Source organism: Bradyrhizobium sp. AC87j1, assembly GCF_002936975.1.
In the GTDB taxonomy this organism is placed as follows: domain Bacteria; phylum Pseudomonadota; class Alphaproteobacteria; order Rhizobiales; family Xanthobacteraceae; genus Bradyrhizobium; species Bradyrhizobium shewense.
This window is the reverse complement of sequence record NZ_PTFE01000120.1, coordinates 1-20,111: the sequence shown is the minus strand read 5'-3', so window position 1 is coordinate 20,111 and position 20,111 is coordinate 1. Positions and strand designations below refer to the sequence as shown.

The window sequence follows — 20,111 nt, the reverse complement described above, 5'->3', positions numbered from 1 at the left end:
GATCGCGCCCAAGACGCTCCGACTGGCCGCTGAAGCCGGCGAGATCGAATCCATCCATCCTCTGCCGGATGGTCCTTGGATCCTCGCCCGCACCTGGCTGATAACAACTGCTGCTCAATCTATCGCCGAACGAGCGCGACAGAACCCAAAATACCCCGCGGGATCGCATCCCGCTCAACAAAATCTCTTCTCTTCAATCACATAGCCAGATGGGTGTTCTGATGCGCAGTTGTAGTCGTCTTTCCAGGCCGCCAGCACGGCGCGAGCCTGGGCCGGCGAGGTGAACAGCGTCTCATTGAGAAGTTCGTCGCGCAGGCGGACGTTGAAACTCTCGATGAAGGCATTCTGGGTCGGCTTGCCGGGCGCGATGTAGTGCCAATCGATCTGCCTTTCCTGGCTGAAGCGCAGCACCGCCATGCTGGTCAGTTCGGTGCCGTTGTCGGACAGGCACATCGTCGGCCGGCTGCGCCAGGCAATGATGATATCGAGCTCACGCACGACCCGCAGGCCCGTCAACGAGGTAGAGCATGGATCACGAAAGAGTCTACACCACTTTCTGCGAACTCTCAAAGACAGGCGTGAACAAGATGCCGGGACTCACGTCGAAGCGAGTGCTCAGCTCAACGTCGCTTTCTCTGTGCTGAGCATTTGATCGTAGCCGGAAGGCCCGTCGGGAAATGGCCTCAGTGTAGAAAGCTGACTTTCGACGTAGGCGATGATTCACGACGTGCACCGCCTAGGGTGGAAAACTGTGCGCGGTTGGCGAATATAGCGGCACGAAGGACGCGAGCGCAAATTGTGCGCCTGAGGAATCCACGCTAGCTCATATCCGGTCCTTTCGACGCGCTACAAATCACAAGATCTCTGCGATCCCAAGCGTCGAGCTCGCTCAACGGGTATAAGACGGCTTTCCCGATTTTGATGTATGCGGGCCCTGTTCGCAGTGACAGAGCGTAGCAAAAATACTTGCGTCTCTCGGCCGCAGGTACACGACGTAGCAAAAGCCGCGGGTACTGTCCTGAGACTGAGAGCGGATGGCCGATGACTTCCTGAATGCCGGTGGAAGGCCTTTGAGGGGAAAGCCTTCCCCTGCGCCCGAGCCTCGACTTGGTCGGCTCGGACGTTGACCGACTAACGGTGACATCGTCGCCACCTGCTATCAATCGAAAGACCGTCAGCTCAAAGCAGTTGTGAGCGACGATCATGAAGGCGTCCTTTGTCATTCGAAACAACAGCACCGCTGATGTTAAGGACGTCGTCGTAACGTGTAAACATTCCGGCATACGAAGTCGTGCCTCACAGCTCCTATCACGCGGTGATCGATCTAAACATGGGCTTCATTCACAGTGCAGCTACTCAGTCGGCATGCACGGTGCAAGGCTATTCGCCGACCTAGGAGCGGGCTGGTGGTCGCGCGCGATTATATAGATCTTCCGCCGTGCCGCCCGCACAGTCTGCTCATCTCCGGCGTCCTGCGTCCGCCGCTGCTTGTCGAGCAATCTCGCCAACTCACGCGCAGGTTGGGCGTTGGCCAGCTTCTTACTTACTCGAAGCTGGGCTCGACGCCCGTCGCGGGGGCTAGGAGTATATTCGCATTGGTAAGCGGACCGTAGCCACTACGTTTTGGGCGAGCGCTGGCGGCTCGCCGGTTTGATTGGGCGTGCGACAGGTATACCAGCGACCAGCTAACCCCAGCCCAGCACGTCTCCGGTTAACCACTGAGACTGATGGCACGCGACCGTCCTGAGCGCCTATTTTTCTGCCAGAGTCCCTTGCTCCTCAGAAATCCTATCCTATCTCAGCTCGGCCCGAGACTAGCACTCACGGGCATCGATTGCTAAGATTCCAAAATCTCTAACTCGTGCAAATGCTTAGGAGGGCTGCATGAAATTCCGTCCGCTTCACGACCGCGTCGTGGTCAAGCGCATCGACGCAGAAGAGAAGACCGCTGGCGGCATCATCATTCCGGATAGTGCCAAGGAAAAGCCCTCGCAGGGCGAAGTCATCGCCGTTGGCCCCGGTGGCCGCGACGAGAGCGGCAAACTGACCCCGATCGACGTCCAGGTCGGCGACCGTGTCCTGTTCGGCAAGTGGTCGGGCACCGAGGTCAAGATCGACAACGTCGACCTGCTGATCATGAAGGAAAGCGACATCATGGGCGTGCTCGAAGCTCCCGCTTCGAAGAAGAAGGCCGCCTAACCAACCGCTCGCACCGCTCACCCCTGAGGAGCGCCTGCCGGGCGCCTCGCCAAGGGTGAGATGAGACCAAGACAACTCAGGGAAACCAATATGTCAGCCAAAGAAGTGAAATTCGGCGTCGACGCCCGCGACCGCATGCTGCGCGGCGTCGATATCCTCGCAAACGCCGTGAAGGTCACGCTCGGCCCGAAGGGCCGCAACGTGGTGCTCGAGAAGTCGTTCGGCGCGCCGCGCATCACCAAGGACGGCGTCACCGTCGCCAAGGAGATCGAGCTCGACGACAAGTTCGAGAACATGGGCGCGCAGATGGTGCGCGAAGTCGCCTCCAAGTCCGCTGACGCGGCCGGCGACGGCACCACCACCGCGACCGTGCTCGCCGCTGCCATCGTGCGCGAAGGCGCCAAGTCGGTCGCCGCCGGCATGAACCCGATGGACCTGAAGCGCGGTATCGACCTCGCGGTCGAAGCCGTCGTTGCGGATCTCCAGAAGAACTCCAAGAAGGTCACCTCGAACGAGGAGATCGCCCAAGTCGGCACCATTTCCGCCAACGGCGATGCCGAGATCGGCAAGTTCCTCTCCGACGCCATGAAGAAGGTCGGCAACGAGGGCGTGATCACGGTCGAGGAAGCCAAGTCGCTCGAGACCGAACTCGACGTCGTCGAGGGCATGCAGTTCGACCGCGGCTACATCTCGCCCTACTTCGTCACCAACGCCGACAAGATGCGCGTTGAGATGGACGACGCCTACATCCTGATCAACGAGAAAAAGCTCTCCTCATTGAACGAGCTGCTCCCGCTGCTCGAGGCCGTGGTGCAGAGTGGCAAGCCGCTGGTCATCGTCGCCGAGGACGTCGAAGGCGAAGCCCTCGCGACCCTGGTCGTGAACCGCCTGCGCGGCGGCCTGAAGGTCGCGGCCGTCAAGGCTCCGGGCTTCGGCGATCGCCGCAAGGCCATGCTGCAGGACATCGCGATCCTGACCGGCGGCCAGGCGATCTCGGAAGATCTCGGCATCAAGCTCGAGAACGTCACGCTCAACATGCTCGGTCGCGCCAAGAAGGTGATGATCGACAAGGAGAACACCACGATCGTCAACGGCGCCGGCAAGAAGGCCGACATCGAGGCGCGCGTGGCCCAGATCAAGGCGCAGATCGAGGAGACCACCTCGGACTACGACCGTGAGAAGCTCCAGGAGCGTCTTGCCAAGCTCGCTGGCGGCGTCGCGGTGATCCGCGTCGGCGGCGCGACCGAGGTCGAGGTGAAGGAGCGCAAGGATCGCGTTGATGACGCGATGCATGCGACCCGCGCGGCTGTGGAAGAAGGCATCGTCCCGGGCGGCGGCGTCGCCCTGCTCCGTGCCTCCGAGCAGCTCAAGGGCCTGCGCACCAAGAACGACGACCAGAAGACCGGCGTCGAGATCGTGCGCAAGGCGCTGTCGGCTCCCGCTCGCCAGATCGCGATCAACGCCGGTGAAGACGGCTCGGTGATCGTCGGCAAGATCCTGGAGAACAAGACCTACAATTACGGCTTCGACTCCCAGACCGGCGAATATGCCGACCTCGTCAAGAAGGGCATCATCGACCCGACCAAGGTGGTCCGTACCGCGATCCAGAACGCTGCCTCGGTGGCTGCGCTCCTGATCACCACGGAAGCCATGGTCGCCGAGCTGCCCAAGAAGGGCGGCGCCGGTCCCGCGATGCCCCCGGGCGGCGGCATGGGCGGCATGGACTTCTGATCCAGCCGTTCAGGCAAACGACGAAATGCGAAACCCCGGCAGCGATGCCGGGGTTTTTGTTTGGGGGGGCAAACACTCTCCGCTTGTCATTCCGGGGCGCGCCCTCTTGGGCGCGAGCCCGGAATGACGGGCACGCCTCACTCCACCTTGCCCAACCGCTCCATGCGCGGCTCGCCATCTTCGTCGAACGACCAGAAGATGCGCGTCACCTTGCCGACGAGATTGTCCATCGGCACGAAACCGAACGCCGACATCATGCGGCTGTCGGTGGAATTGTCGCGGTTGTCGCCGAGCACGAAGAAATGGCCCGGCGGCACCGTGTAGACGTTGGTGTTGTCCAGGAAACCGTTGTCGACGCAGTCGTTGGTGACATAGGACGCGCCGCTCGGCAGCGTCTCACGCCAACGCTTGACCCTGACGCCGCCATCCCCACCGCAGGCGTTGTCGGCGAGCCCGTCCTCGAGCGCGACGCGCGTCACCGGCCGGTCGTTGAGGATGAGCTGGCCCTGCCGCATCTGGATGCGGTCGCCGGGCAGCCCGACCACGCGTTTGACGTAGTCGACCGAGCTGTCCTTTGCCGTCCGGAACACGACGATGTCGCCGTATTCCGGGTCGGCAGCAAAGACGCGGCCCGAGATCCAGGACGACGCGAACGGCAATGAATACTGGCCGTAGCCATAGGCATATTTCGCGGCGAAGACGTAGTCACCGACCATCAGCGTCGGCGCCATCGAATTAGAGGGGATGCTGAACGGCTGATAGAGGACGAAGCGAAACAGGATCAGCGGGGACCACAGCACCGGGACCAGCAGGATCAGGATGACGATCGCCTTCCATTCCCGCGATTGCGCTCGCGACGGCCGGATGGAGTCCTGAAGAATCGTCATGCCCCTGCCCTGATCAAACCCGTGGTCATCGCGAGATTACGCAACCTTCGCGCGCGCGCAATCCCGGCTCCGTGATTTTGGTCGCACAGGCGCGGTTCCGCGTTCATTGCAAGCGACGACGACGGATATGTGAAGGGCCGCCCGTGGGCGGCCCTTCGTTTCATGCGCTCTCGGGCGCCTTCAGGCGCACGAGCCGGGTCAGGAGAGCATCGAGGCCCTCGCCGTTGCCGGCGTGGAGATCGATGCGGCCGACCTTCTCGACCAGCCGCTCCAGCGACTCCAGCTCCTTGAGCCGCAGCAGCAGGGGGTTCTCCTCCATCAGGCGGGCGGTGTTCAGAAGCGAACGCGTTGCCGCGGTCTCTTCCTGCCGGCGGATCAGGTTCGCCTTCGCGACCCGCTCCGCCTCCACCACCTTGTTCACCAGCTCCCGGATTTCGCCGGGCAGGATCACGTCCTTGACGCCGAGCTCGGTGACCTCGACACCGGACTCCGCGACGCGTGCGCGCACATAGTCGCGCAGCTCCGCATCCAGCGCCGCCTTCGCAGACAGCACCTCGTCCAGCGTCCGGCCCGCAACCGCCTCCCGGATCGCGAACTGCACCAGGCGGTACAGCCACGCATCCACGTCGGGCACGGTCGCAACCGTCCGCTCGGGATCGACCACCTTACGGAACGCCGTCAGCGTCACCCGCAGCGCGATGCGATCCTTGGTCAGCATCTCCTGCGCGGTGATCTCGACCGCCTGGGGCCGCAGGTCGAGGCGCTTCACCTCGATCTTGCGGCCGACGGTCCAGAAGGCGTGCCGACCGGGCATGAGCCGCTCGACGAGCCGGCCCTCGACATAGAGCAGGCCCGCCTCGTGGTTCTCGACCACCGTCTCCGACGTCACGGCCGAGCGGTTACGCTCGATCATGGCCAGATGCCGCGCGCCGACCCTGACATCGCGGGACACATCGATGCGCTCGACATCGACGCTCGTTGCGACCTTCCAGTAGACGCGCACCTGCCAGGGCGTCATCAGATGCACGGGCCGGCCGTCGGAGCTGACGATGGCGATCTCGTCCGCCTTGGTCTCGACCGCCTCGAACAGTTCGGCGGCCAGATCAGGCCGTGCGGCCTTCAGCACCGCGTAGCGATCCGCAGAGAATTCAGTGCGAACCACATCGAGCACCTCGGCCCTCAGCTCGTGCAGGGGATCGAACAGACGATGCCTGCCGGGCGCGAGCACGCGCACGAGCTGCCCGTTGCGCGTGAGCAGCGCACGCTCGCCATCCTTGACCGTCACGTTCAGCATCAGCAAATGCCAGCTCTTGTTCGAAGTCATGGCACGCCTCCATCATGTTGCCTCCGGCCGAACGCGGCCGGATAGCGGGTTGCATTTGCAAAGGACGTGAGGACGCGGACGACGCTTCCTGAGAGATCGACGGACCGAGGCTTGAGCTCGCATGACGACGGGCGCACGCGCGCGATCGCGCGACGGGTGTCGCGCGGCCGAGCGGAGCCACCCGGCATCAACGCAAGCGGTATCTACCCGCGGCGCAAAGCCGGTCTCACAGTGTCTAGGTTCGGACGGAAAGCCTTGCGGCAAAACGGCCGGACTGCGACTGAAGCGCGCGTCCGGTCCTCGTCAGAGGTGTCAGTTTTTCAGGCTGACCCGTAGCGCTGGAGCGGGATTCGAACCCGCGACCCGATGATTAACGTCACCTGCTCTACCCAACTGAGCTATCCTTTGGTTGGTACAAGAAATCGGAATCGAACCGATGCCTCCGGATTTTACTCCGACGCTCTCCATGAGCTACATCCTGCGTCTTCATTCGGCGGAACACGAGACCGGAGACCGGATCGCGCCAGCCGGGATCTCAGAGAGCCCGGACACATGGCCTAGCGAAGGAGCGGGCTAATAGACGAAGCACGTTCGGGTTGCAAGGGGGAGCTCGAAATTTTTTCGACACGGCTTGCGCAGTGTGACGCGATGATCACAGCGTCATGTGACGTCAAGCGCGCGACGTTTCCTGGAAACACGCCCTCACCCAGTCGATCGTCACGCGTGTCGCGGGATCGCGCTTGAGATGGTTCTGCACCAAGAGCCAGACGTCGCGTCGCCTCGGCAGCAGCGTCGCGCGCAGGCTGCGGTCGGCGAACAGGCCTTCGCAGCTGTGCTCGGGCAGCACGCCGACGGCCTGATGCGACTGGATCATGGTCCTGATGATGCGGACGTTGTCGGTGATGCAGCGAACGTTCGTCAGCCGCTTCGCGCGCAAGACCTGCTGTTCGGGAATGGTGTCGAGCTCATCGGGATAGACGCACGCGACCGGCTCGCCGCCGGTGCGGTCGACGGGCTCGAAGAAATACAGCCTGACATCGCCGAGCTTGGAGATGGTGAAGTCACCCTTCTCCGGCTTGCGCAGACGAATGGCGAGGTCGGCCTGCCAGCGCGAGAATTTGACGTTACCGCTGGACGTCAGGAATTGCAGGGTCAGGCCGGGATGATCACGCAGGAAGCTGCTCGCGTGCGACGCCAACAACTCTTCGGCAACCGCATTGGTCGAGGCGATGCGCAGGCGGCCGACCGGGCCGGGCTGGCTCTCCTTGATGCGGTCGATCGCCGCGACATGGGCGGCCATGACGCCGACATGCTCGAGCACCGCCTCGCAATGGCGCGTCGGACGGCGCTGGCCGTCCACGGCATCGAACAGCAGCACGCCGAGATCGCGCTGAATGCGTGCGAGCCGGCGGCCGACGGTGGTCTCGTCGATGCGCAGCCGCGCGCTGGCGCCGGCATAGGTGCCCTCGTCCCTCACCGCGGCAATGATGCGCAGATCGTCCCAGTTCATCCGGGCGAGCCTAGCAGGCGATGCCGTGTCCTGCAAATCTGCAGCCGTAAGCTGCAATAGTCCTGCACAATGGCAGGCCCATGCTGCGCTAATGTGACGCCATCCGATCTCCCTGGAAGGCCTGACCAGCATGACCGCTCCCAAGACCCTGCTCGAACTCGCCGGCGCCGATCTCGATCCGCCGAAGCTCAACGAGGCCTGCCTCGTGCTGATCGACATCCAGAACGAATATTGCGCCGGCCCGTTGGCCCTTCCCGATGCACAGCCGGCGATCGCCGCGGCGGCGCGCCTGCTGGCGCGGGCACGGGAGAGCGGCGCTGCGATCATCCATGTCGCGCACAAGGGCCGCGCCGGCGGCCTGTTCGACCGCGAGGCGGCGCGCGGCGCGATCGTTGATCACCTGACGCCGCAAGCAGGCGAGCCCGTGATCGAGAAAGCGCTGCCGAACTCGTTCGCCGGCACCGATCTGCAAGCCCGGCTTGCCGCGGCCGGATGCAAGAACATCGTGCTGGCCGGCTTCATGACCCACATGTGCATCTCCTCGACCGCCCGCGCCGCGCTCGACCTCGGCCTGCGGACGACGATCGCGGCCGATGCCTGCGCCACCCGTGACCTGCCGGATGGCCGCGGCGGCACACTGGATGCCCGGACGATTCACGCGGTCGCGCTGGCCGAGCTCTCGGACCGCTTCGCGATCATCGCGCGCAGCGATGCGCTGATTTGACGGAGCATCCGATGCTGCAACTCTATTTCTTTCCGATGGCCTGCTCGCTCTCGAGTCGCATCGCGCTGATGGAGGGCGGTATCGAGGCGCAGTACCACCTCGCCCATATCTGGACCAAGCAGGTCGTGGACGACGGCAGCGATTTCCTCGGCGTGTCGCCGAAGGGCGCGGTGCCGGTCCTGGTGCTGGAGAACGGCGAACGGCTGACCGAGAGCGCGGCGGTGCTGCAATACATCGCAGACGTGAAGCCCGAGCGCGGCCTTGCGCCGCGGCCTGGCGACGTTGATCGCTATCGCCTGCAGGAATGGCTGAGCTTCATCGGCGCCGAGATCCACAAGGGGTTCCTGTTTCCGACCTTCTGGTACAAGGACGACGGCTCGCTCGCCAAGTCGCGCGCCAGAATCACGCAGACATTGTCGGTGCCGTCGGCGCATCTGGCGGAGCGCGAATTCCTCGTCGGTGACAGCTTCACCGTCGCGGATGCCCACCTCACCTGGGCCTTGCTGCTGCTCCGTCCCGCCGGCGTCGACATCGCGCAATGGCCGCCCTTGTCAGCCTATCTCGGGCGCATGCAGGCGCGGCCGGCCGTGCGGGAAGCGATTGCGACCGAGATGGCCCTGCGCAAGGCGATGGCAGCGTGACCGGACGTCACGGTCGCGAAATCTGAGCGTTTTCCCGGCGAAGGCATTGAAGTCGGCGCGGCATGCGCTAATCTGGAGGGATATTTTTCGATATTTTCTTGGAAGGCATTCATGCGTGCTCTTTCCAGATTGTGCTCATCTTTATTTTGCCTGGGCCTCCTCGCCGGCTGGTTGTCTCCCGACACTGCATCTGCGGACACGCGGGTGGCACTGGTGATCGGCAACGGCGCTTATGCCTCGACGGCGCAACTTCCCAACCCGTCACACGATGCAGAGGACGTCGCGGCCTCGCTCAAGCGCAGCGGCTTCGAGGTGCTCCAGGGCATCGATCTGCGCCAGGCCGACATGCAGGACCTGACCATCCGCTTCGCGCGCGCCGCGAGCAGAGCTGACGTCGCCATATTCTATTACAGCGGCCATGCGATGCAGTACAACGGCGTGAACTATCTGATGCCTGTCGACGCCACGCTCACCGATGAGGCCGACCTCAAGCGTTTCGTGCGGGTCGACGACATCGTGAACGATCTGCAGCAAGCCAAGAACCTGCGCATCCTGGTGCTCGATTCCTGCCGCGACAATCCGCTGGCGGAAACTCTCAAACGCTCAGCGACGCGGGCCGCCTCGATCGGGCGCGGCCTGTCGAAGGTCGAAGCGCCACGCGGCACGATCGTGTCGTTCTCGACGCAATCGGGGCAGACCGCGGCGGACGGCGTCGGCCGCAACAGCCCCTATACGGCCGCGTTCCTCAAGCATATCGAAGAGCCGCAGGAGATCGGCGACGTCTTTCGCGACATCAGCAGCGACGTCTACGATGCCAGCGGCAAGACGCAGCTTCCGGAGCTGTCGCTGTCGATCATCGGCAAGTTCTACCTGAACGGGCCGGTGTCGGTCACGATCGCGCCCGGGGCTCCGCAAATCGCGCCGCGGGCTGACCCTTGCGCGTCCGCGGAGGCGCACTGGAAGGCGGCCGACACCATCGGCACCGTCAGCGCCTTCGAGGACCATCTGACGCGATTTTCCAGTTGCAGCTTCGCCAGTCTCGCCAAGGCGCGGATCGAGGGCCTGAAGCAAAAGGTGGCGCTGGCGCCTGCGACCAACACCCGCGCCGGCAGCAGCAAGGACTTCGACGGCACTTGGGACGTGACGCTGAACTGCCCGGCTTCCGGCAAGGCGCAGGGCTTCACCAGGCCCCTCGCCGCCACCGTGACCAACGGTGTGTTTCACGCCGAGGCTCTAGGCCAGGGCGGTGCCAACCGACTGGAGATCGATGGACAGATCCCGTCGGACGGCAAGACGACCTTGAGCGCGCGCGGGACGACGGGGGCAAGCGCGTATACGCTCAACAACCTTGCGCCCGGCTCTCCCTTTGCCTTCACGATCGATGCGCAGTTCGAGCGCACCCGCGGCAGCGGCAAGCGCAACGAGGCGCGCGCCTGCAACCTGGTCTTCGTTAAGCGCTGATCATGCAGAGAAGTGAGCAGTGAGGCGCGCTGCGCCTCACTCCACCCGCGCCAGCACCGCGAGCTTGCGGATGCCCTTGTTGCGGTAGGCGTCGAGGAACGCGTAATAGTCCTTGAACGACACGCAGCCGTTGGAATCGCCGTTCGGCCCGAGCATGAAGGTGTGGGCAAGCAGGCCGTCGCGGCCGTAGATCGCGCTCTCGCCGCCGACCGGGGTCAGGCGCAACGCGGGCACGCCGTGGAACAGCGCTTCGCGCGGCTTCAGCGTGTAGATGTGCGGCGGCGTCACGCCGCGCATGCGCGTGCGCTGGGAGCGCGGATCGTCGAGACTGGAGCCGAGGCCGGAATGCGCTTCGAGCTTGGTGCCGTCGGGCAGATACACCGTCTTGGCAGTGATGTCGTAGACCGCGGTGTCCCGCTCATAGGGCGGCGCACCGCCGAACATCGGGTTCTGCTCCTTCGGCGCGATGGACGCGGTCACACTGGCATCGGCCGAGGCATAGGCCAGCAGCCCGCCGGACGGCTCGCGCTTGCCCCAGAGTTTTTCGACCATCGACTGCCGCGGACCGGTGATCGACATCACCGCGGCCTTGGCGCGATCGGCGAACGACTTCTTCGCTTCCGGTGCCGGCACGATCTGGGCCGGGTCGGCCGAGGCGAGCTGCATCTGGGCATCCGGAGCGCGCTTGACCTTGTCCCCGGTCTTGTCAGCGGTCTTCTCAGCAATTTTGGCCGGGGCCGACGGCTTCAGTGCTTCCGCGACCTTCGCGATCGCGCTCTGCTTCGGCGCGTCGTTGGCCACCGCAACCTGGGTCGCTGGCGCCGCGCTGGCCGCGTTCGATGCCACGCCTTGGGTCGCAGCGGCAGCAAAGCGCTCGTTGAACATCTCGCGCGAGATCGGGGCGGCAACCTGCAACCGGTCCGGCAGGAGCGCAAAAGCTTCCTTGATGGCGTCGCCGGCCTCGCGTAGCGCGACCTTGGGCGCACGCTTGATCACCGGCTCGTCGTAGCCAATGCCGCCGACGGTCGGATAGACGCTCGCGCCGAAGACGTTGCTGTAGATGGTCCAGCCGGCACCCATCACGACGCAGCCGATGGCCGCGGCGCCAAGCCAATTGGTCGTGGTCATTTTCCGGGAAGACTTCCGAAGAGAATTCTTGGACTTCCGTGCCGCGTTACTCTGCGCAGCGATACTCGTACTCATTCGCCTTGCGTCCAGGACGGTGTCACTCAGTCCCCCTTCGAAGTGCCGCTGGTCACGATCCGGAAACAGCATCTCGCAGAGGGTCGGAGCGTCATTAAGGCGACTTTTAGTTAAATGCGGATTAAGTTCGGGCAGATGTGCGGCAGCTCGTTAACGTCGTCCCATTTCGAGAAAAAAGTCCGCAGAACTACGGACTTAGCCGCGTCTGTTACCTATAATTCTCGGCAGGATCGGCGCATTCAGCGGTCGTCTCCGGCCGCCTTTCTTGGGCCACCCAACCAAGTCGTTTTCGTGGCCTTCGGTACCCGGAAGATAGCGGGGAAGCGTTGCGCGAGGCTGGTGCACTGACCTTCCCGCCGGCGTGTGGGTGACATGAGAACGGCGGGCAAGATCACGCACATCACACAGCGCGCTCGGACTGCTCACACGACGACCGCGCCCTGACCGAAAGTTGATCGCGCCGCTCTGGAAAAGGCCACGGCGAGAAAATAGCTCGTAAAGCGGCACTTTTCAGCAGCCTCTGCGTGTGATACGGTACCGTATCAACATCGCCTTGAACTGTGCCGGGCATGCAAACGGAGGCTGGCATGAGAAGGTTCGCGCGCGCCGGATATTTTGCTCTGGCGTCGTCATTGTTGATGGGATACGCGGCCGCGCAGCCTGCCAATGCAGCTTGCACATCGTCGGCCTCGGCCGCAGGCACGCAGACTTGGCGCTGCGACAACGGCATCACCATCGTTGCGGAAAACGGCGCCAGATTTGAACTAAAGGACGCCAACCGCGACGGACATATTGACTCCGTTGAGTTGAGCAGCAAAGCCCTGCTGGTCGAAGTGCCCAGGAAGCCGGGCGGCAATCCCTTCAAGGTGTTGACGCCGCAGGCGATTGCCGCGGTGCGCGGCACCAGATGGGCCGTCGATGTCGCTGAGGCCAAGACCTCCGTCTTCGTCGCCGACGGCCGTGTCGGCGTCAGCCGCAGGGCTCGTGGGCGCGGCGTCGTGCTCGGCCCCGGCCAAGGCGTCGACGTGGAAGCGACCGGACCGTTGACGGTGAAGCAGTGGGGCCAGCCGCGCATCGACGCTCTCATGGCAAGACTCGGTCAATGAGACTTGGCCAATAAGACCTGATCAATAGACCTCGGCCCACAGGCCCGAAGAAAAAGAAGATTGCAGTACGACGTAATGACGAGACGCGTTCAGATCCTGGTGGCACTCGCCCTCACCGCGCTGTGGGGCGCGGGCATCTTTGCCGCGCACGCAGGCGGCCATCTGCGCTTTCTCGACCGCCTCGAAGCAACGCTGACCGATTGGCGAACCCAGGTCCGCGGGGTGCAGCGTCCGCCCGATCTCGTCACCATCGTCGCGATCGACGACACCGTGGTGAAGCGCGGCGGCAGCTATCCGCTGCCGCGCGCCGATCTCGCCCGCGTCGTCGACACCATCGTGCAGTTCAAGCCGAAGGTCGTCGCGATCGATCTCCTGCTCGTCGACCGCAGCGCTGCGATCGGCGACGCCACGCTCGCAAACACACTCGCCACCGGCCCCATGGTGCTCGCCGCCGCCGCGATCTTCCCCTCCGCCAGCGAAAACGTGGCGCCCGGCAGCGCAGGTCCCCTCGCCGTGCTGCCGCAAGCTGAACGTTTCCTGCTGCCGCTACCTGCGTTCGCCGACCACGCCGAGGTCGGCATCGTCAATGTCGCGACCGGACAATCGGGATCGCCGCTCTCGGTGCCGATGCTGTTCCGGACCCGCGACAAGGTCGAGCTGTCGTTCCCGTTGCGCGTCGCGACGCGCGCGCTCGACAAGCCGCTGACGATCGCGCCCGATCATCTCATGCTCGGCGACCGCGCCGTGCCGACCGATACCGACTTCGCGCTGCCGATCACCTATTACGGTCCCCGCCGCACCATCCGCACCGTGAGCGCGCAGAGCATTTTCGACGGCACGCTCAATCGCGCCGCGATCGAGAACCGGATCGTCGTGATCGGCGCCTCGGTCGCCGGCGGCGGCGATTTCTACCCGACACCGTTCGATTCCCTGATGCCCGGCGTCGAGGTGGTCTCGACTGCGATCACCCATCTCGTTGCCGGCGACGGCATCGTGCGCGACCACAGAGTCCACATCGCCGACGCGCTCGCTGCGATCCTGCTGCCGATGCTGTTGGTCGGCTTGCTGGCCTGGCGGCGTAGCGCGCTCGGCATCATGGCGGCGGCCGCGGTGATGATCGCCTGGGCCGGCCTCAATGCCTTCGCGTTCACGCATGGCGTCTGGCTGAATGCGGCAACCACGCTCGCCGCCGCGGTGCCGCCGGTTGCGATCTTTGCCGGTGTGCAGCTGTGGGCCGGAGGCCGCCGCACGCAATATCTCGCCGCCAAGAGCAGGTCTCTCGCACAATTCCAGGCACCGGCCGTGCAGGAATGGCTGGCGCGCGATCCGAATTTCCTGTCCAAGCCGGTCCGGCAAGACGCCGCAATCGTCTTCATCGATCTCTCCGGTTTCACTTCCTTGAGCGAACGGATCGATCCGGACGCGCTTCAGGAGATCCTGCAGGCGTTTCACGCGCGGATCGACAAGGCCGCGGTCGATTGCGGCGGCATGATCACCGGCTTTCTCGGCGACGGCGCCATGATCCTGTTCGGTCTGCCGGCCGCGATGCCCGATGACGCCGCGCGCGCGCTCAAATGCGCGATCGACCTGCATCGCGGTGTCGAACACTGGATCGCCTCGCTGCCGTCAGCGATCGGCGGTCAGCTCGGTTTCAAGATCGGCGCGCATTTCGGCGAGATCGTCGCCTCCCGCCTCGGCGAAAGCCACCAGCACATCACGGCGACAGGCGACACGGTCAACGTCGCGAGCCGGCTGATGGAAGTCGCCGTCCAGAACGATGCACGGCTCGCCCTGAGCAATACCCTGCTGGATACGGCCGACTTCCATGGGGCTCCCGACGGCGTCCTGTCGGGCCCCCTGCTCGCCCAGGTCCGTGGCCGCTCCGGCGTCGTGACCGTGTGGTTCTGGCGGGATCAGGGCGGGCCGAAGCAGGCCGCGACTAAGGCCGAGGCGATCGACTGATTAGCCATTGCTATCGGCCCAACACTCTGCCGTCGTCCCGGCGAACGCCGGGACCCATAACCCCAGGGAGAAGTTTGGCGAAGACTGTTAGTGGGGAGCTTTTCGCGCGGTACAAGCACCTGCTCTCATCGATAGATCACGCGGTATGGATCCCCGCGTTCGCGGGGATGACAAACAGCTACCTTGCTTCCGGCGGCGGTGAGCGGTCCAGCACGTCGCCCTTGGCGTCCTCCAGCAGATCGACGCTGTAGGTCTCGACCACGAGCGGGCCGCGCTTGCGCTGCAATTGCGCGACCTGCGTCACCTTCGCAAAGAGGTCGTTGAGGACGGGATGACCGTCCGGGCGCAGCTCGTCGACGTAGAGCAGCTTGCCCGCCAGCAGCTTTGGATCGGGCTCGCCCATGTTGACCCAGCGGATGCGCTGGTTCTGCTGCACCACGCAAGTGCCGCGGGGCAAGTAAAAGGCCAGCCAGCCCGTGGTGCCGTAGTCCTGCGCGAGCACGCAGGTCGCGCCATGGCGCGCGCGCACGGCTTCGATTTCGGCAGCGAGCTCGCGCCAGCCGACGCCGACGCTGCGCACGGTGGCATCGCGGCGATAACCGGACAGCCAGCCGGTGTTGGCTTGCACGATGAGCGCTGCAAACATCACGATGCCGACAGGCGCGGCCCAGCGCAGGCAGAAATCCACCAGGCGGCGCTGGCGCGGCTTCCATTGCACGAGGTTGGCGGCAGCGGCCGCGGCGATGACGAAGGGCGGATAGACCGGCGCGAACCAGTTGGCCTCGACGCGGGCATGCAGCGAATGCCAGACGAAATAGGCGACGATGGTCCAGAACATCGCCTCGATCAGCACGCGCGAGGCCAGTGCGCCGGCCCGGCGCCAGGTCAGCGCGTGCAGACCCATCGCGCCGAGGATGAAGACCAGCGGGGTTGCGAACGCGATCTGGGTCGGGATCAGCTCGGCGATGAAGACGGGTCGGAAGTCCTCGATCTTCGCGCGCCCGAGCTGCTTTGCGAACGAGACCCATTGATGGTCCGCATTCCAGAGGATCACCGGCGAGAACAGCGCCAGCGCAACAAGACCGCCGAGATAGGGCCAGGGCGAGAGGAACCAGCGCCTGAGCTTCGGCACGCAAGCGAGCCAGATCAGGATCCCGGCGCCAAAGAACATCGCCGTGTATTTCGACAGCAGTGCCGCACCGACGGCCGCGCCGACCGCAAGCCACCAGACGCCGCGGCCGGTCTCCAGTACTTTTGCGAGGAAGAACAGCACGAAGCTGGATGCGACCAGGAGCGGCGCATCCGGCGTCACAATCAGCGTGCCGACGGAGGCCATCATGGTTACGTTGAGCAGGACGGCGCTGGTCGCCCCCACGCGCGCGCCGCCGAACAGGATCGCAGCGGAGCGGTAGATCGCATAGCTCATCGGCAGTGCGAGCAGGATCGAGACGAGGCGGACGCCGAGCTCGGTATCGCCGGCGATCATGGTGCCGGCGCGGATGACATAGGCGACCATCGGCGGATGGTCGTAATAGCCCCCGGCGAGGTTGTTCGACCACATCCAGTAATAGGCTTCGTCGAAGGTGATCGGCGTGAACGCTGCCGCGACGAGCCGCAGGGCCACCAGCGCCAGAATCAGCAGCACGGTATTGCGGACGATCCGCGCGTCAGCCCCGCCCATCGTGGGTTATTTCTTGCGCCAGACGAACAGGCCTGACATCGCGTAGTTCCACACCACGCCCATCAGCGCACCGGCCATGCCGGCCAGCCACCAGATCGGCTCCTGGTCGTAGACCGAGAAGGCGACGCCGACATTGGCGAGCAAGCCGACGCTGCACACGATGTAGAAGGCGATCAGGCCGCGCAGCAGTGCAAAACCCTTGAGCCGCTGGTCGCGATAGGTGAGGAAGTTGTTGAGGATGAAATTGCTGGTCATGGCGACGATGGCGCCGGCAGCCTGCGCTTCCGCAAACGGCGCCTTGAACAGCTGAAGTCCGATGAACAGCGTGGTGAGATGCACCACGAGGCCGATGCCGCCGACCATCGCGAACAGGATGAAGCGCAGCGAGACGATGTCGTTGCTCAGCTTGGCCAGCACGAGGCCAAGGAAATCGAGCGCGACCATGGAATCGAGCTTGCTCTCGCCGTGCTGACGGGCGCCGAAAGTGTAGGGAATCTCGACCGCCCGCAAGCCGCCGTGCGCGGTCGCGACGACGTCGAGCAGGATCTTGAAGCCGTGCACGGAAAGCTTCGGCGCGAGCTGCTCAAAACGATCGCGGCGGATCATGAAGAAGCCGCTCATGGGATCGGCGATCTCGACCCGCAGCATCTTCCTGGCGAACTCGGTCGCCAGCGCGCTGGCGCCGGCGCGCTGCTTGTTGAAGCCCTCGCTCTTGTAGCCCTCGATGTAGCGGCTGCCGACCACGAGGTCGGCCTCGTCGCTTGCGAGCAGCAACAGCATCTTCGGCAGTTGCGTCTCGTCGTGCTGGAGATCGGCGTCGATCACGGCCACATAGGGCGCGCTGGACGCAAGGATGCCCTCGATGCAGGCGCCCGACAGGCCTCGGCGGCCGATGCGGCGGATACAGCGCACGCGGCTGTCCTGCTGCGCCAGCGCGCGCACGACGTCCCAAGTGCCATCAGGCGAATTGTCGTCGACGAACACGACCTCCCAGGCGACGTTGGCGAGCACCGCCTCCAGCCGCCGGTACAGCACCGTGACATTGTCGCGCTCGTTGAAGGTCGGGACGATGACCGACAGTTCCGGCCCTTCGAGAGCCTGCAGCGGATTTTCGGAGCCCGGTCTGATCGCTTCATTCATGACGGCAGCGTATATCCGCCGCGTCCAGCGCTGCCAAGTTCTGCGCTGCCAGGTTTTATGCTGCGAAGCCGGGGTGCCCGGGAAAGGGCCCAAAAAGGGGTCCCCAAAATGCCAACGACCCCGGAACGGCGGGCCGCGCGTACATCCGGCGCGAGCCCAAGCTATTCCAAGGTCGTTCCAACGCCGGAGTTTTTCGCTCAACGGCGCCGTTAAAACCTACATAGGAATGACAAGACGGCTTCGCAAGGGGCGAAACCACGATTTTCGTGTCTTATTGGTTGGGCACTTCCCGAATGATCGGCCCGCGCGGCGCCGGCGCGGCCGGGGCTGCAGCCGGGGCCGGCTCGACTTTCGCCGGTTTGGGCGGCTTGCCGTACTGGCCAATCGGCCCGAACACGACGGCGACTGCAAGCACGATCGCGGCGACGATCACGCCCAAAATGCCCCCTACCGACTCAGACGCCATGGAAACCCACCCCTGTTCCAGATACGCCCCGTGATATCACGGATGCGCGCGGAGCCGGAAGGGCCGGGCGATGGCGAGTAGCGAATGGCGTCCCGGACTTCCGCACGACCAGCTATTCGCCACTCCCCATTGCCTACTTCGCCGGCGGTCTCTGCTTGACGAAGGCCGTCACGATGTCCTTCTGCGCGGCCTCCACTGCCCTGTTCGCGGTAGCGAGATGGGCGCCGGCATCGATGTTCGGATATTGCGTGGTGAGATAGTCGAGCAGCGCCACCCGGTAATATTGCCGCTCCGACGGACAGGCACCCGCGATCGAGCGGCCAAAATCCTGTTCCGTCATTCCCCGATTGCTGTCGCGCGAATATTCCCGCGCCAGGCAATGCCAGTAATCGTCGCGGCCCTGCATGGCGAGCTTCTGCGCGCCCTTCGCATCGTCGTCATCCGCCATGACCGGAGATATTATGGCAGCAGATGTCATCATGACGAGCGCCGCTCCCACCATCAGCATCCGCATCTTTTTCTCCTTTTTCGCAGATCCCGCCGCGACCTTAGACGGGACGCAGCAACTGGCCAATCACAACTGGTTTGATTAGGATGACGGCATCCCCTCCACGTCGATGCGAGATCCTTCCGTGGCCAAAGCAAAAACTGCGTCCAAAAAGTCAGGCAACATCTTCATCGGCATCGGCGGCTGGACCTTCGAGCCGTGGCGCGGCGTGTTCTATCCGGAGAAGCTGACGCAGGCGAAGGAGCTGTCCTACGCGGCCTCGAAGCTGACCTCGATCGAGATCAACGGCACCTATTACGGCTCGCAAAAGCCGGAGAGCTTTCGCAAATGGGCGAGCGAGGTGCCCGACGGTTTCGTGTTCTCGGTGAAGGGACCGCGATTCGCCACCAACCGCCGGGTGTTGGCGGAAGCCGGCGATTCCATCAAGCGGTTCTATGATTCCGGCGTGCTGGAACTCGGCGACCGTCTCGGGCCGGTGCTGTGGCAATTCGCGCCGACAAAGAAATTCGACGGCGCCGATTTCGGCAAGTTCCTCGAGCTATTGCCGCGCAAGCTCGAGGGACGCGCGCTGCGCCATGTCGTCGAGGTCCGCCACGACAGCTTCTGCACGCCGGACTTCGTGGCGCTGATCCGCGAGTTCGAGACTCCCGTCGTGTTCGCCGAGCACGGCAAATATCCCGCCATCGCCGACGTCGCCGGTGATTTCGTCTATGCCCGGCTGCAGAAGGGCAATGACGAGATCAAGACCTGCTACCCGCCCAAGCAGCTCGATGCCTGGGCCGAGCGCTTTGAAGCCTGGGCTTCGGGCGGTGAACCGGACGACCTGCCCAAAGTTGACAAGGCAAAGCCGAAGAAGGAGCCGCGCGACGTGTTCGCCTACGTCATCCACGAGGGCAAGGTGCGCGCACCCGCCGGCGCCATGGAGCTGATCGCAAGGGTGAGCTGAGGTGATCCATGGCAAAAGCGAAGAAGCTGTTCACCATCGGCTATGAGCAGACGCCGCCCAAGGCGGTGCTGGATGAGCTGGTAGAGGCTGGCGTCAAGCTCGTGGTCGACGTGCGCGCGGTGACATCCTCGCGCCGGCCGGGCTTTTCCAAGAAGCAGCTGTCAGCAGGGCTCGACGAACGTGGCATCGCCTATATCCACCTCGCCGCGCTCGGCACGCCGAAGGAGGGTCGGCTCGCCGCGCGCAGCGGTCAGTACGATGTGCTCGAGAGGATTTTCTCAAAGCACCTGAAGGCGCCCGAGGCCAGGGAAGCGATGGACGAGCTCTCGGCGCTGGTGAAGAAGGCCGGCCCCGTGTGCCTGCTTTGCTACGAGAGGGATCACACCCATTGCCACCGCCAGATGATCGCGGAGATCATTGAGGAGCGCGATGGGGTTGCGGTGAAGAATCTGGCGGGACGGCAGGCGTAGTTGGCATTGGCACCGACTTTAGCCGTAGCCGATGGAGTGGACGCCCCCCGACGGCATCGATTGTGCCAAAATGTGGGTGTTTCAACCTAGCAAGGAGGCGTTCGTGAACGACGTTAGCATCATTGGTTTGGATTTGGCCAAGAACGTATTCC

General features: G+C 64.2%; 17 protein-coding genes, 2 tRNA genes and 3 pseudogenes. 10 read left to right on the top strand and 12 right to left on the bottom strand.

The window, feature by feature from the left end; all coding sequences use genetic code 11:
• A pseudogene (locus tag CV770_RS43055) lies at nt 1-205 on the top strand (hypothetical protein); the annotation flags it as partial.
• Nucleotides 206-213: 8 nt separating this feature from the next.
• Here the strand turns inward: CV770_RS43055 and CV770_RS36015 are convergent.
• Together CV770_RS36015 and CV770_RS43605 are read right to left on the bottom strand one after the other, a co-directional pair.
• Nucleotides 214-522 (bottom strand): annotated as a pseudogene (locus tag CV770_RS36015) (integrase core domain-containing protein); the annotation flags it as partial.
• A 296-nt stretch (nt 523-818) separates the two neighbouring features.
• Nucleotides 819-947, bottom strand: a pseudogene (locus tag CV770_RS43605) (DNA-binding protein); the annotation flags it as partial.
• 937 nt (nt 948-1,884) lie between these two features.
• Here CV770_RS43605 and CV770_RS36005 point away from each other — a divergent pair.
• Nucleotides 1,885-2,199 carry a co-chaperone GroES gene (locus CV770_RS36005; RefSeq protein ID WP_104465720.1) on the top strand — a complete coding sequence of 105 codons (315 nt, stop codon included), beginning with the start codon at nt 1,885-1,887 and terminating at the stop codon, nt 2,197-2,199.
• 90 nt (nt 2,200-2,289) lie between these two features.
• Nucleotides 2,290-3,930, top strand: coding sequence for a chaperonin GroEL (groL, locus tag CV770_RS36000; RefSeq protein WP_104465719.1), 1,641 nt, complete (start codon nt 2,290-2,292; stop codon nt 3,928-3,930).
• Between the two features lie 137 nt (nt 3,931-4,067).
• Here the strand turns inward: groL and lepB are convergent, their stop codons facing one another.
• The 5 genes from lepB to CV770_RS35975 all read right to left on the bottom strand — a co-directional run bounded on the left by lepB (nt 4,068) and on the right by CV770_RS35975 (nt 7,651).
• A complete protein-coding gene (gene lepB, locus CV770_RS35995; RefSeq protein ID WP_104465718.1) occupies nt 4,068-4,817 on the bottom strand; it encodes a signal peptidase I in 750 nt (249 codons plus the stop codon).
• Nucleotides 4,818-4,977: 160 nt separating this feature from the next.
• Nucleotides 4,978-6,141, bottom strand: coding sequence for a slipin family protein (locus tag CV770_RS35990; protein WP_104465717.1), 1,164 nt, complete (start codon nt 6,139-6,141; stop codon nt 4,978-4,980).
• A 336-nt stretch (nt 6,142-6,477) separates the two neighbouring features.
• Nucleotides 6,478-6,544, bottom strand: a tRNA-OTHER gene (locus tag CV770_RS35985).
• A gap of 7 nt (nt 6,545-6,551) precedes the next feature.
• A tRNA-Leu gene (locus tag CV770_RS35980) sits at nt 6,552-6,623 on the bottom strand.
• A gap of 188 nt (nt 6,624-6,811) precedes the next feature.
• The gene (locus tag CV770_RS35975) at nt 6,812-7,651 is read right to left on the bottom strand and encodes a LysR family transcriptional regulator (RefSeq protein WP_104465716.1); all 840 of its coding nucleotides are present in this window, start codon (nt 7,649-7,651) and stop codon (nt 6,812-6,814) included.
• A 130-nt stretch (nt 7,652-7,781) separates the two neighbouring features.
• Here CV770_RS35975 and CV770_RS35970 point away from each other — a divergent pair, with 130 nt between their 5' ends.
• The 3 genes from CV770_RS35970 to CV770_RS35960 all read left to right on the top strand — a co-directional run bounded on the left by CV770_RS35970 (nt 7,782) and on the right by CV770_RS35960 (nt 10,477).
• Nucleotides 7,782-8,375, top strand: coding sequence for a cysteine hydrolase family protein (locus CV770_RS35970; protein WP_104465715.1), 594 nt, complete (start codon nt 7,782-7,784; stop codon nt 8,373-8,375).
• A gap of 11 nt (nt 8,376-8,386) precedes the next feature.
• Nucleotides 8,387-9,016 carry a glutathione binding-like protein gene (locus CV770_RS35965; protein WP_104465722.1) on the top strand — a complete coding sequence of 210 codons (630 nt, stop codon included), beginning with the start codon at nt 8,387-8,389 and terminating at the stop codon, nt 9,014-9,016.
• Between the two features lie 111 nt (nt 9,017-9,127).
• Nucleotides 9,128-10,477, top strand: coding sequence for a caspase family protein (locus tag CV770_RS35960; protein ID WP_104465714.1), 1,350 nt, complete (start codon nt 9,128-9,130; stop codon nt 10,475-10,477).
• A gap of 36 nt (nt 10,478-10,513) precedes the next feature.
• Here CV770_RS35960 and CV770_RS35955 read toward each other — a convergent pair whose 3' ends face one another.
• Complete coding sequence (locus CV770_RS35955; RefSeq protein WP_201760184.1) at nt 10,514-11,605, bottom strand: DUF2778 domain-containing protein; 1,092 nt, start codon at nt 11,603-11,605, stop codon at nt 10,514-10,516.
• 662 nt (nt 11,606-12,267) lie between these two features.
• Between CV770_RS35955 and CV770_RS35950 the strand changes: the two genes are divergently transcribed.
• Both CV770_RS35950 and CV770_RS35945 read left to right on the top strand, forming a co-directional pair.
• Nucleotides 12,268-12,786, top strand: a complete 519-nt coding sequence (locus CV770_RS35950; protein WP_201760183.1) for a FecR domain-containing protein — start codon at nt 12,268-12,270, stop codon at nt 12,784-12,786.
• 75 nt (nt 12,787-12,861) lie between these two features.
• Nucleotides 12,862-14,748: a CHASE2 domain-containing protein gene (locus CV770_RS35945; RefSeq protein ID WP_104465711.1), complete on the top strand. Its 1,887-nt coding sequence runs from the start codon at nt 12,862-12,864 to the stop codon at nt 14,746-14,748.
• 178 nt (nt 14,749-14,926) lie between these two features.
• Here the strand turns inward: CV770_RS35945 and CV770_RS35940 are convergent, their stop codons facing one another.
• The 4 genes from CV770_RS35940 to CV770_RS35925 all read right to left on the bottom strand — a co-directional run bounded on the left by CV770_RS35940 (nt 14,927) and on the right by CV770_RS35925 (nt 18,549).
• A complete protein-coding gene (locus CV770_RS35940; RefSeq protein WP_104465710.1) occupies nt 14,927-16,429 on the bottom strand; it encodes a glycosyltransferase family 39 protein in 1,503 nt (500 codons plus the stop codon).
• Between the two features lie 6 nt (nt 16,430-16,435).
• Complete coding sequence (locus CV770_RS35935; RefSeq protein WP_091965958.1) at nt 16,436-17,569, bottom strand: glycosyltransferase family 2 protein; 1,134 nt, start codon at nt 17,567-17,569, stop codon at nt 16,436-16,438.
• Between the two features lie 271 nt (nt 17,570-17,840).
• Nucleotides 17,841-18,035, bottom strand: coding sequence for a hypothetical protein (locus tag CV770_RS35930; protein WP_091965957.1), 195 nt, complete (start codon nt 18,033-18,035; stop codon nt 17,841-17,843).
• 133 nt (nt 18,036-18,168) lie between these two features.
• Nucleotides 18,169-18,549, bottom strand: a complete 381-nt coding sequence (locus tag CV770_RS35925) for a hypothetical protein (RefSeq protein WP_091965956.1) — start codon at nt 18,547-18,549, stop codon at nt 18,169-18,171.
• 103 nt (nt 18,550-18,652) lie between these two features.
• Between CV770_RS35925 and CV770_RS35920 the strand changes: the two genes are divergently transcribed.
• A complete protein-coding gene (locus CV770_RS35920; protein ID WP_091965955.1) occupies nt 18,653-19,489 on the top strand; it encodes a DUF72 domain-containing protein in 837 nt (278 codons plus the stop codon).
• An 8-nt stretch (nt 19,490-19,497) separates the two neighbouring features.
• The gene (locus tag CV770_RS35915) at nt 19,498-19,959 is read left to right on the top strand and encodes a DUF488 domain-containing protein (protein WP_091965954.1); all 462 of its coding nucleotides are present in this window, start codon (nt 19,498-19,500) and stop codon (nt 19,957-19,959) included.
• Nucleotides 19,960-20,111 lie beyond the last annotated feature (152 nt).

Excerpts from the sequence above, each read along its gene's own strand:
- CV770_RS36005 (WP_104465720.1), top strand. The coding sequence starts at position 1,885 with ATGAAATTCCGTCCGCTTCACGACCGCGTCGTGGTCAAGCGCATCGAC.
- CV770_RS35935 (WP_091965958.1), bottom strand. The coding sequence starts at position 17,569 with ATGAATGAAGCGATCAGACCGGGCTCCGAAAATCCGCTGCAGGCTCTC.
- groL (WP_104465719.1), top strand. The coding sequence starts at position 2,290 with ATGTCAGCCAAAGAAGTGAAATTCGGCGTCGACGCCCGCGACCGCATG.
- CV770_RS35965 (WP_104465722.1), top strand. The coding sequence starts at position 8,387 with ATGCTGCAACTCTATTTCTTTCCGATGGCCTGCTCGCTCTCGAGTCGC.
- CV770_RS35925 (WP_091965956.1), bottom strand. The coding sequence starts at position 18,549 with ATGCGGATGCTGATGGTGGGAGCGGCGCTCGTCATGATGACATCTGCT.
- CV770_RS35975 (WP_104465716.1), bottom strand. The coding sequence starts at position 7,651 with ATGAACTGGGACGATCTGCGCATCATTGCCGCGGTGAGGGACGAGGGC.
- CV770_RS35915 (WP_091965954.1), top strand. The coding sequence starts at position 19,498 with ATGGCAAAAGCGAAGAAGCTGTTCACCATCGGCTATGAGCAGACGCCG.
- lepB (WP_104465718.1), bottom strand. The coding sequence starts at position 4,817 with ATGACGATTCTTCAGGACTCCATCCGGCCGTCGCGAGCGCAATCGCGG.
- CV770_RS35960 (WP_104465714.1), top strand. The coding sequence starts at position 9,128 with ATGCGTGCTCTTTCCAGATTGTGCTCATCTTTATTTTGCCTGGGCCTC.
- CV770_RS35930 (WP_091965957.1), bottom strand. The coding sequence starts at position 18,035 with ATGGCGTCTGAGTCGGTAGGGGGCATTTTGGGCGTGATCGTCGCCGCG.
- CV770_RS35920 (WP_091965955.1), top strand. The coding sequence starts at position 18,653 with ATGCGAGATCCTTCCGTGGCCAAAGCAAAAACTGCGTCCAAAAAGTCA.
- CV770_RS35940 (WP_104465710.1), bottom strand. The coding sequence starts at position 16,429 with ATGGGCGGGGCTGACGCGCGGATCGTCCGCAATACCGTGCTGCTGATT.
- CV770_RS35945 (WP_104465711.1), top strand. The coding sequence starts at position 12,862 with ATGACGAGACGCGTTCAGATCCTGGTGGCACTCGCCCTCACCGCGCTG.
- CV770_RS35970 (WP_104465715.1), top strand. The coding sequence starts at position 7,782 with ATGACCGCTCCCAAGACCCTGCTCGAACTCGCCGGCGCCGATCTCGAT.
- CV770_RS35955 (WP_201760184.1), bottom strand. The coding sequence starts at position 11,605 with ATGACCACGACCAATTGGCTTGGCGCCGCGGCCATCGGCTGCGTCGTG.
- CV770_RS35950 (WP_201760183.1), top strand. The coding sequence starts at position 12,268 with ATGAGAAGGTTCGCGCGCGCCGGATATTTTGCTCTGGCGTCGTCATTG.
- CV770_RS35990 (WP_104465717.1), bottom strand. The coding sequence starts at position 6,141 with ATGACTTCGAACAAGAGCTGGCATTTGCTGATGCTGAACGTGACGGTC.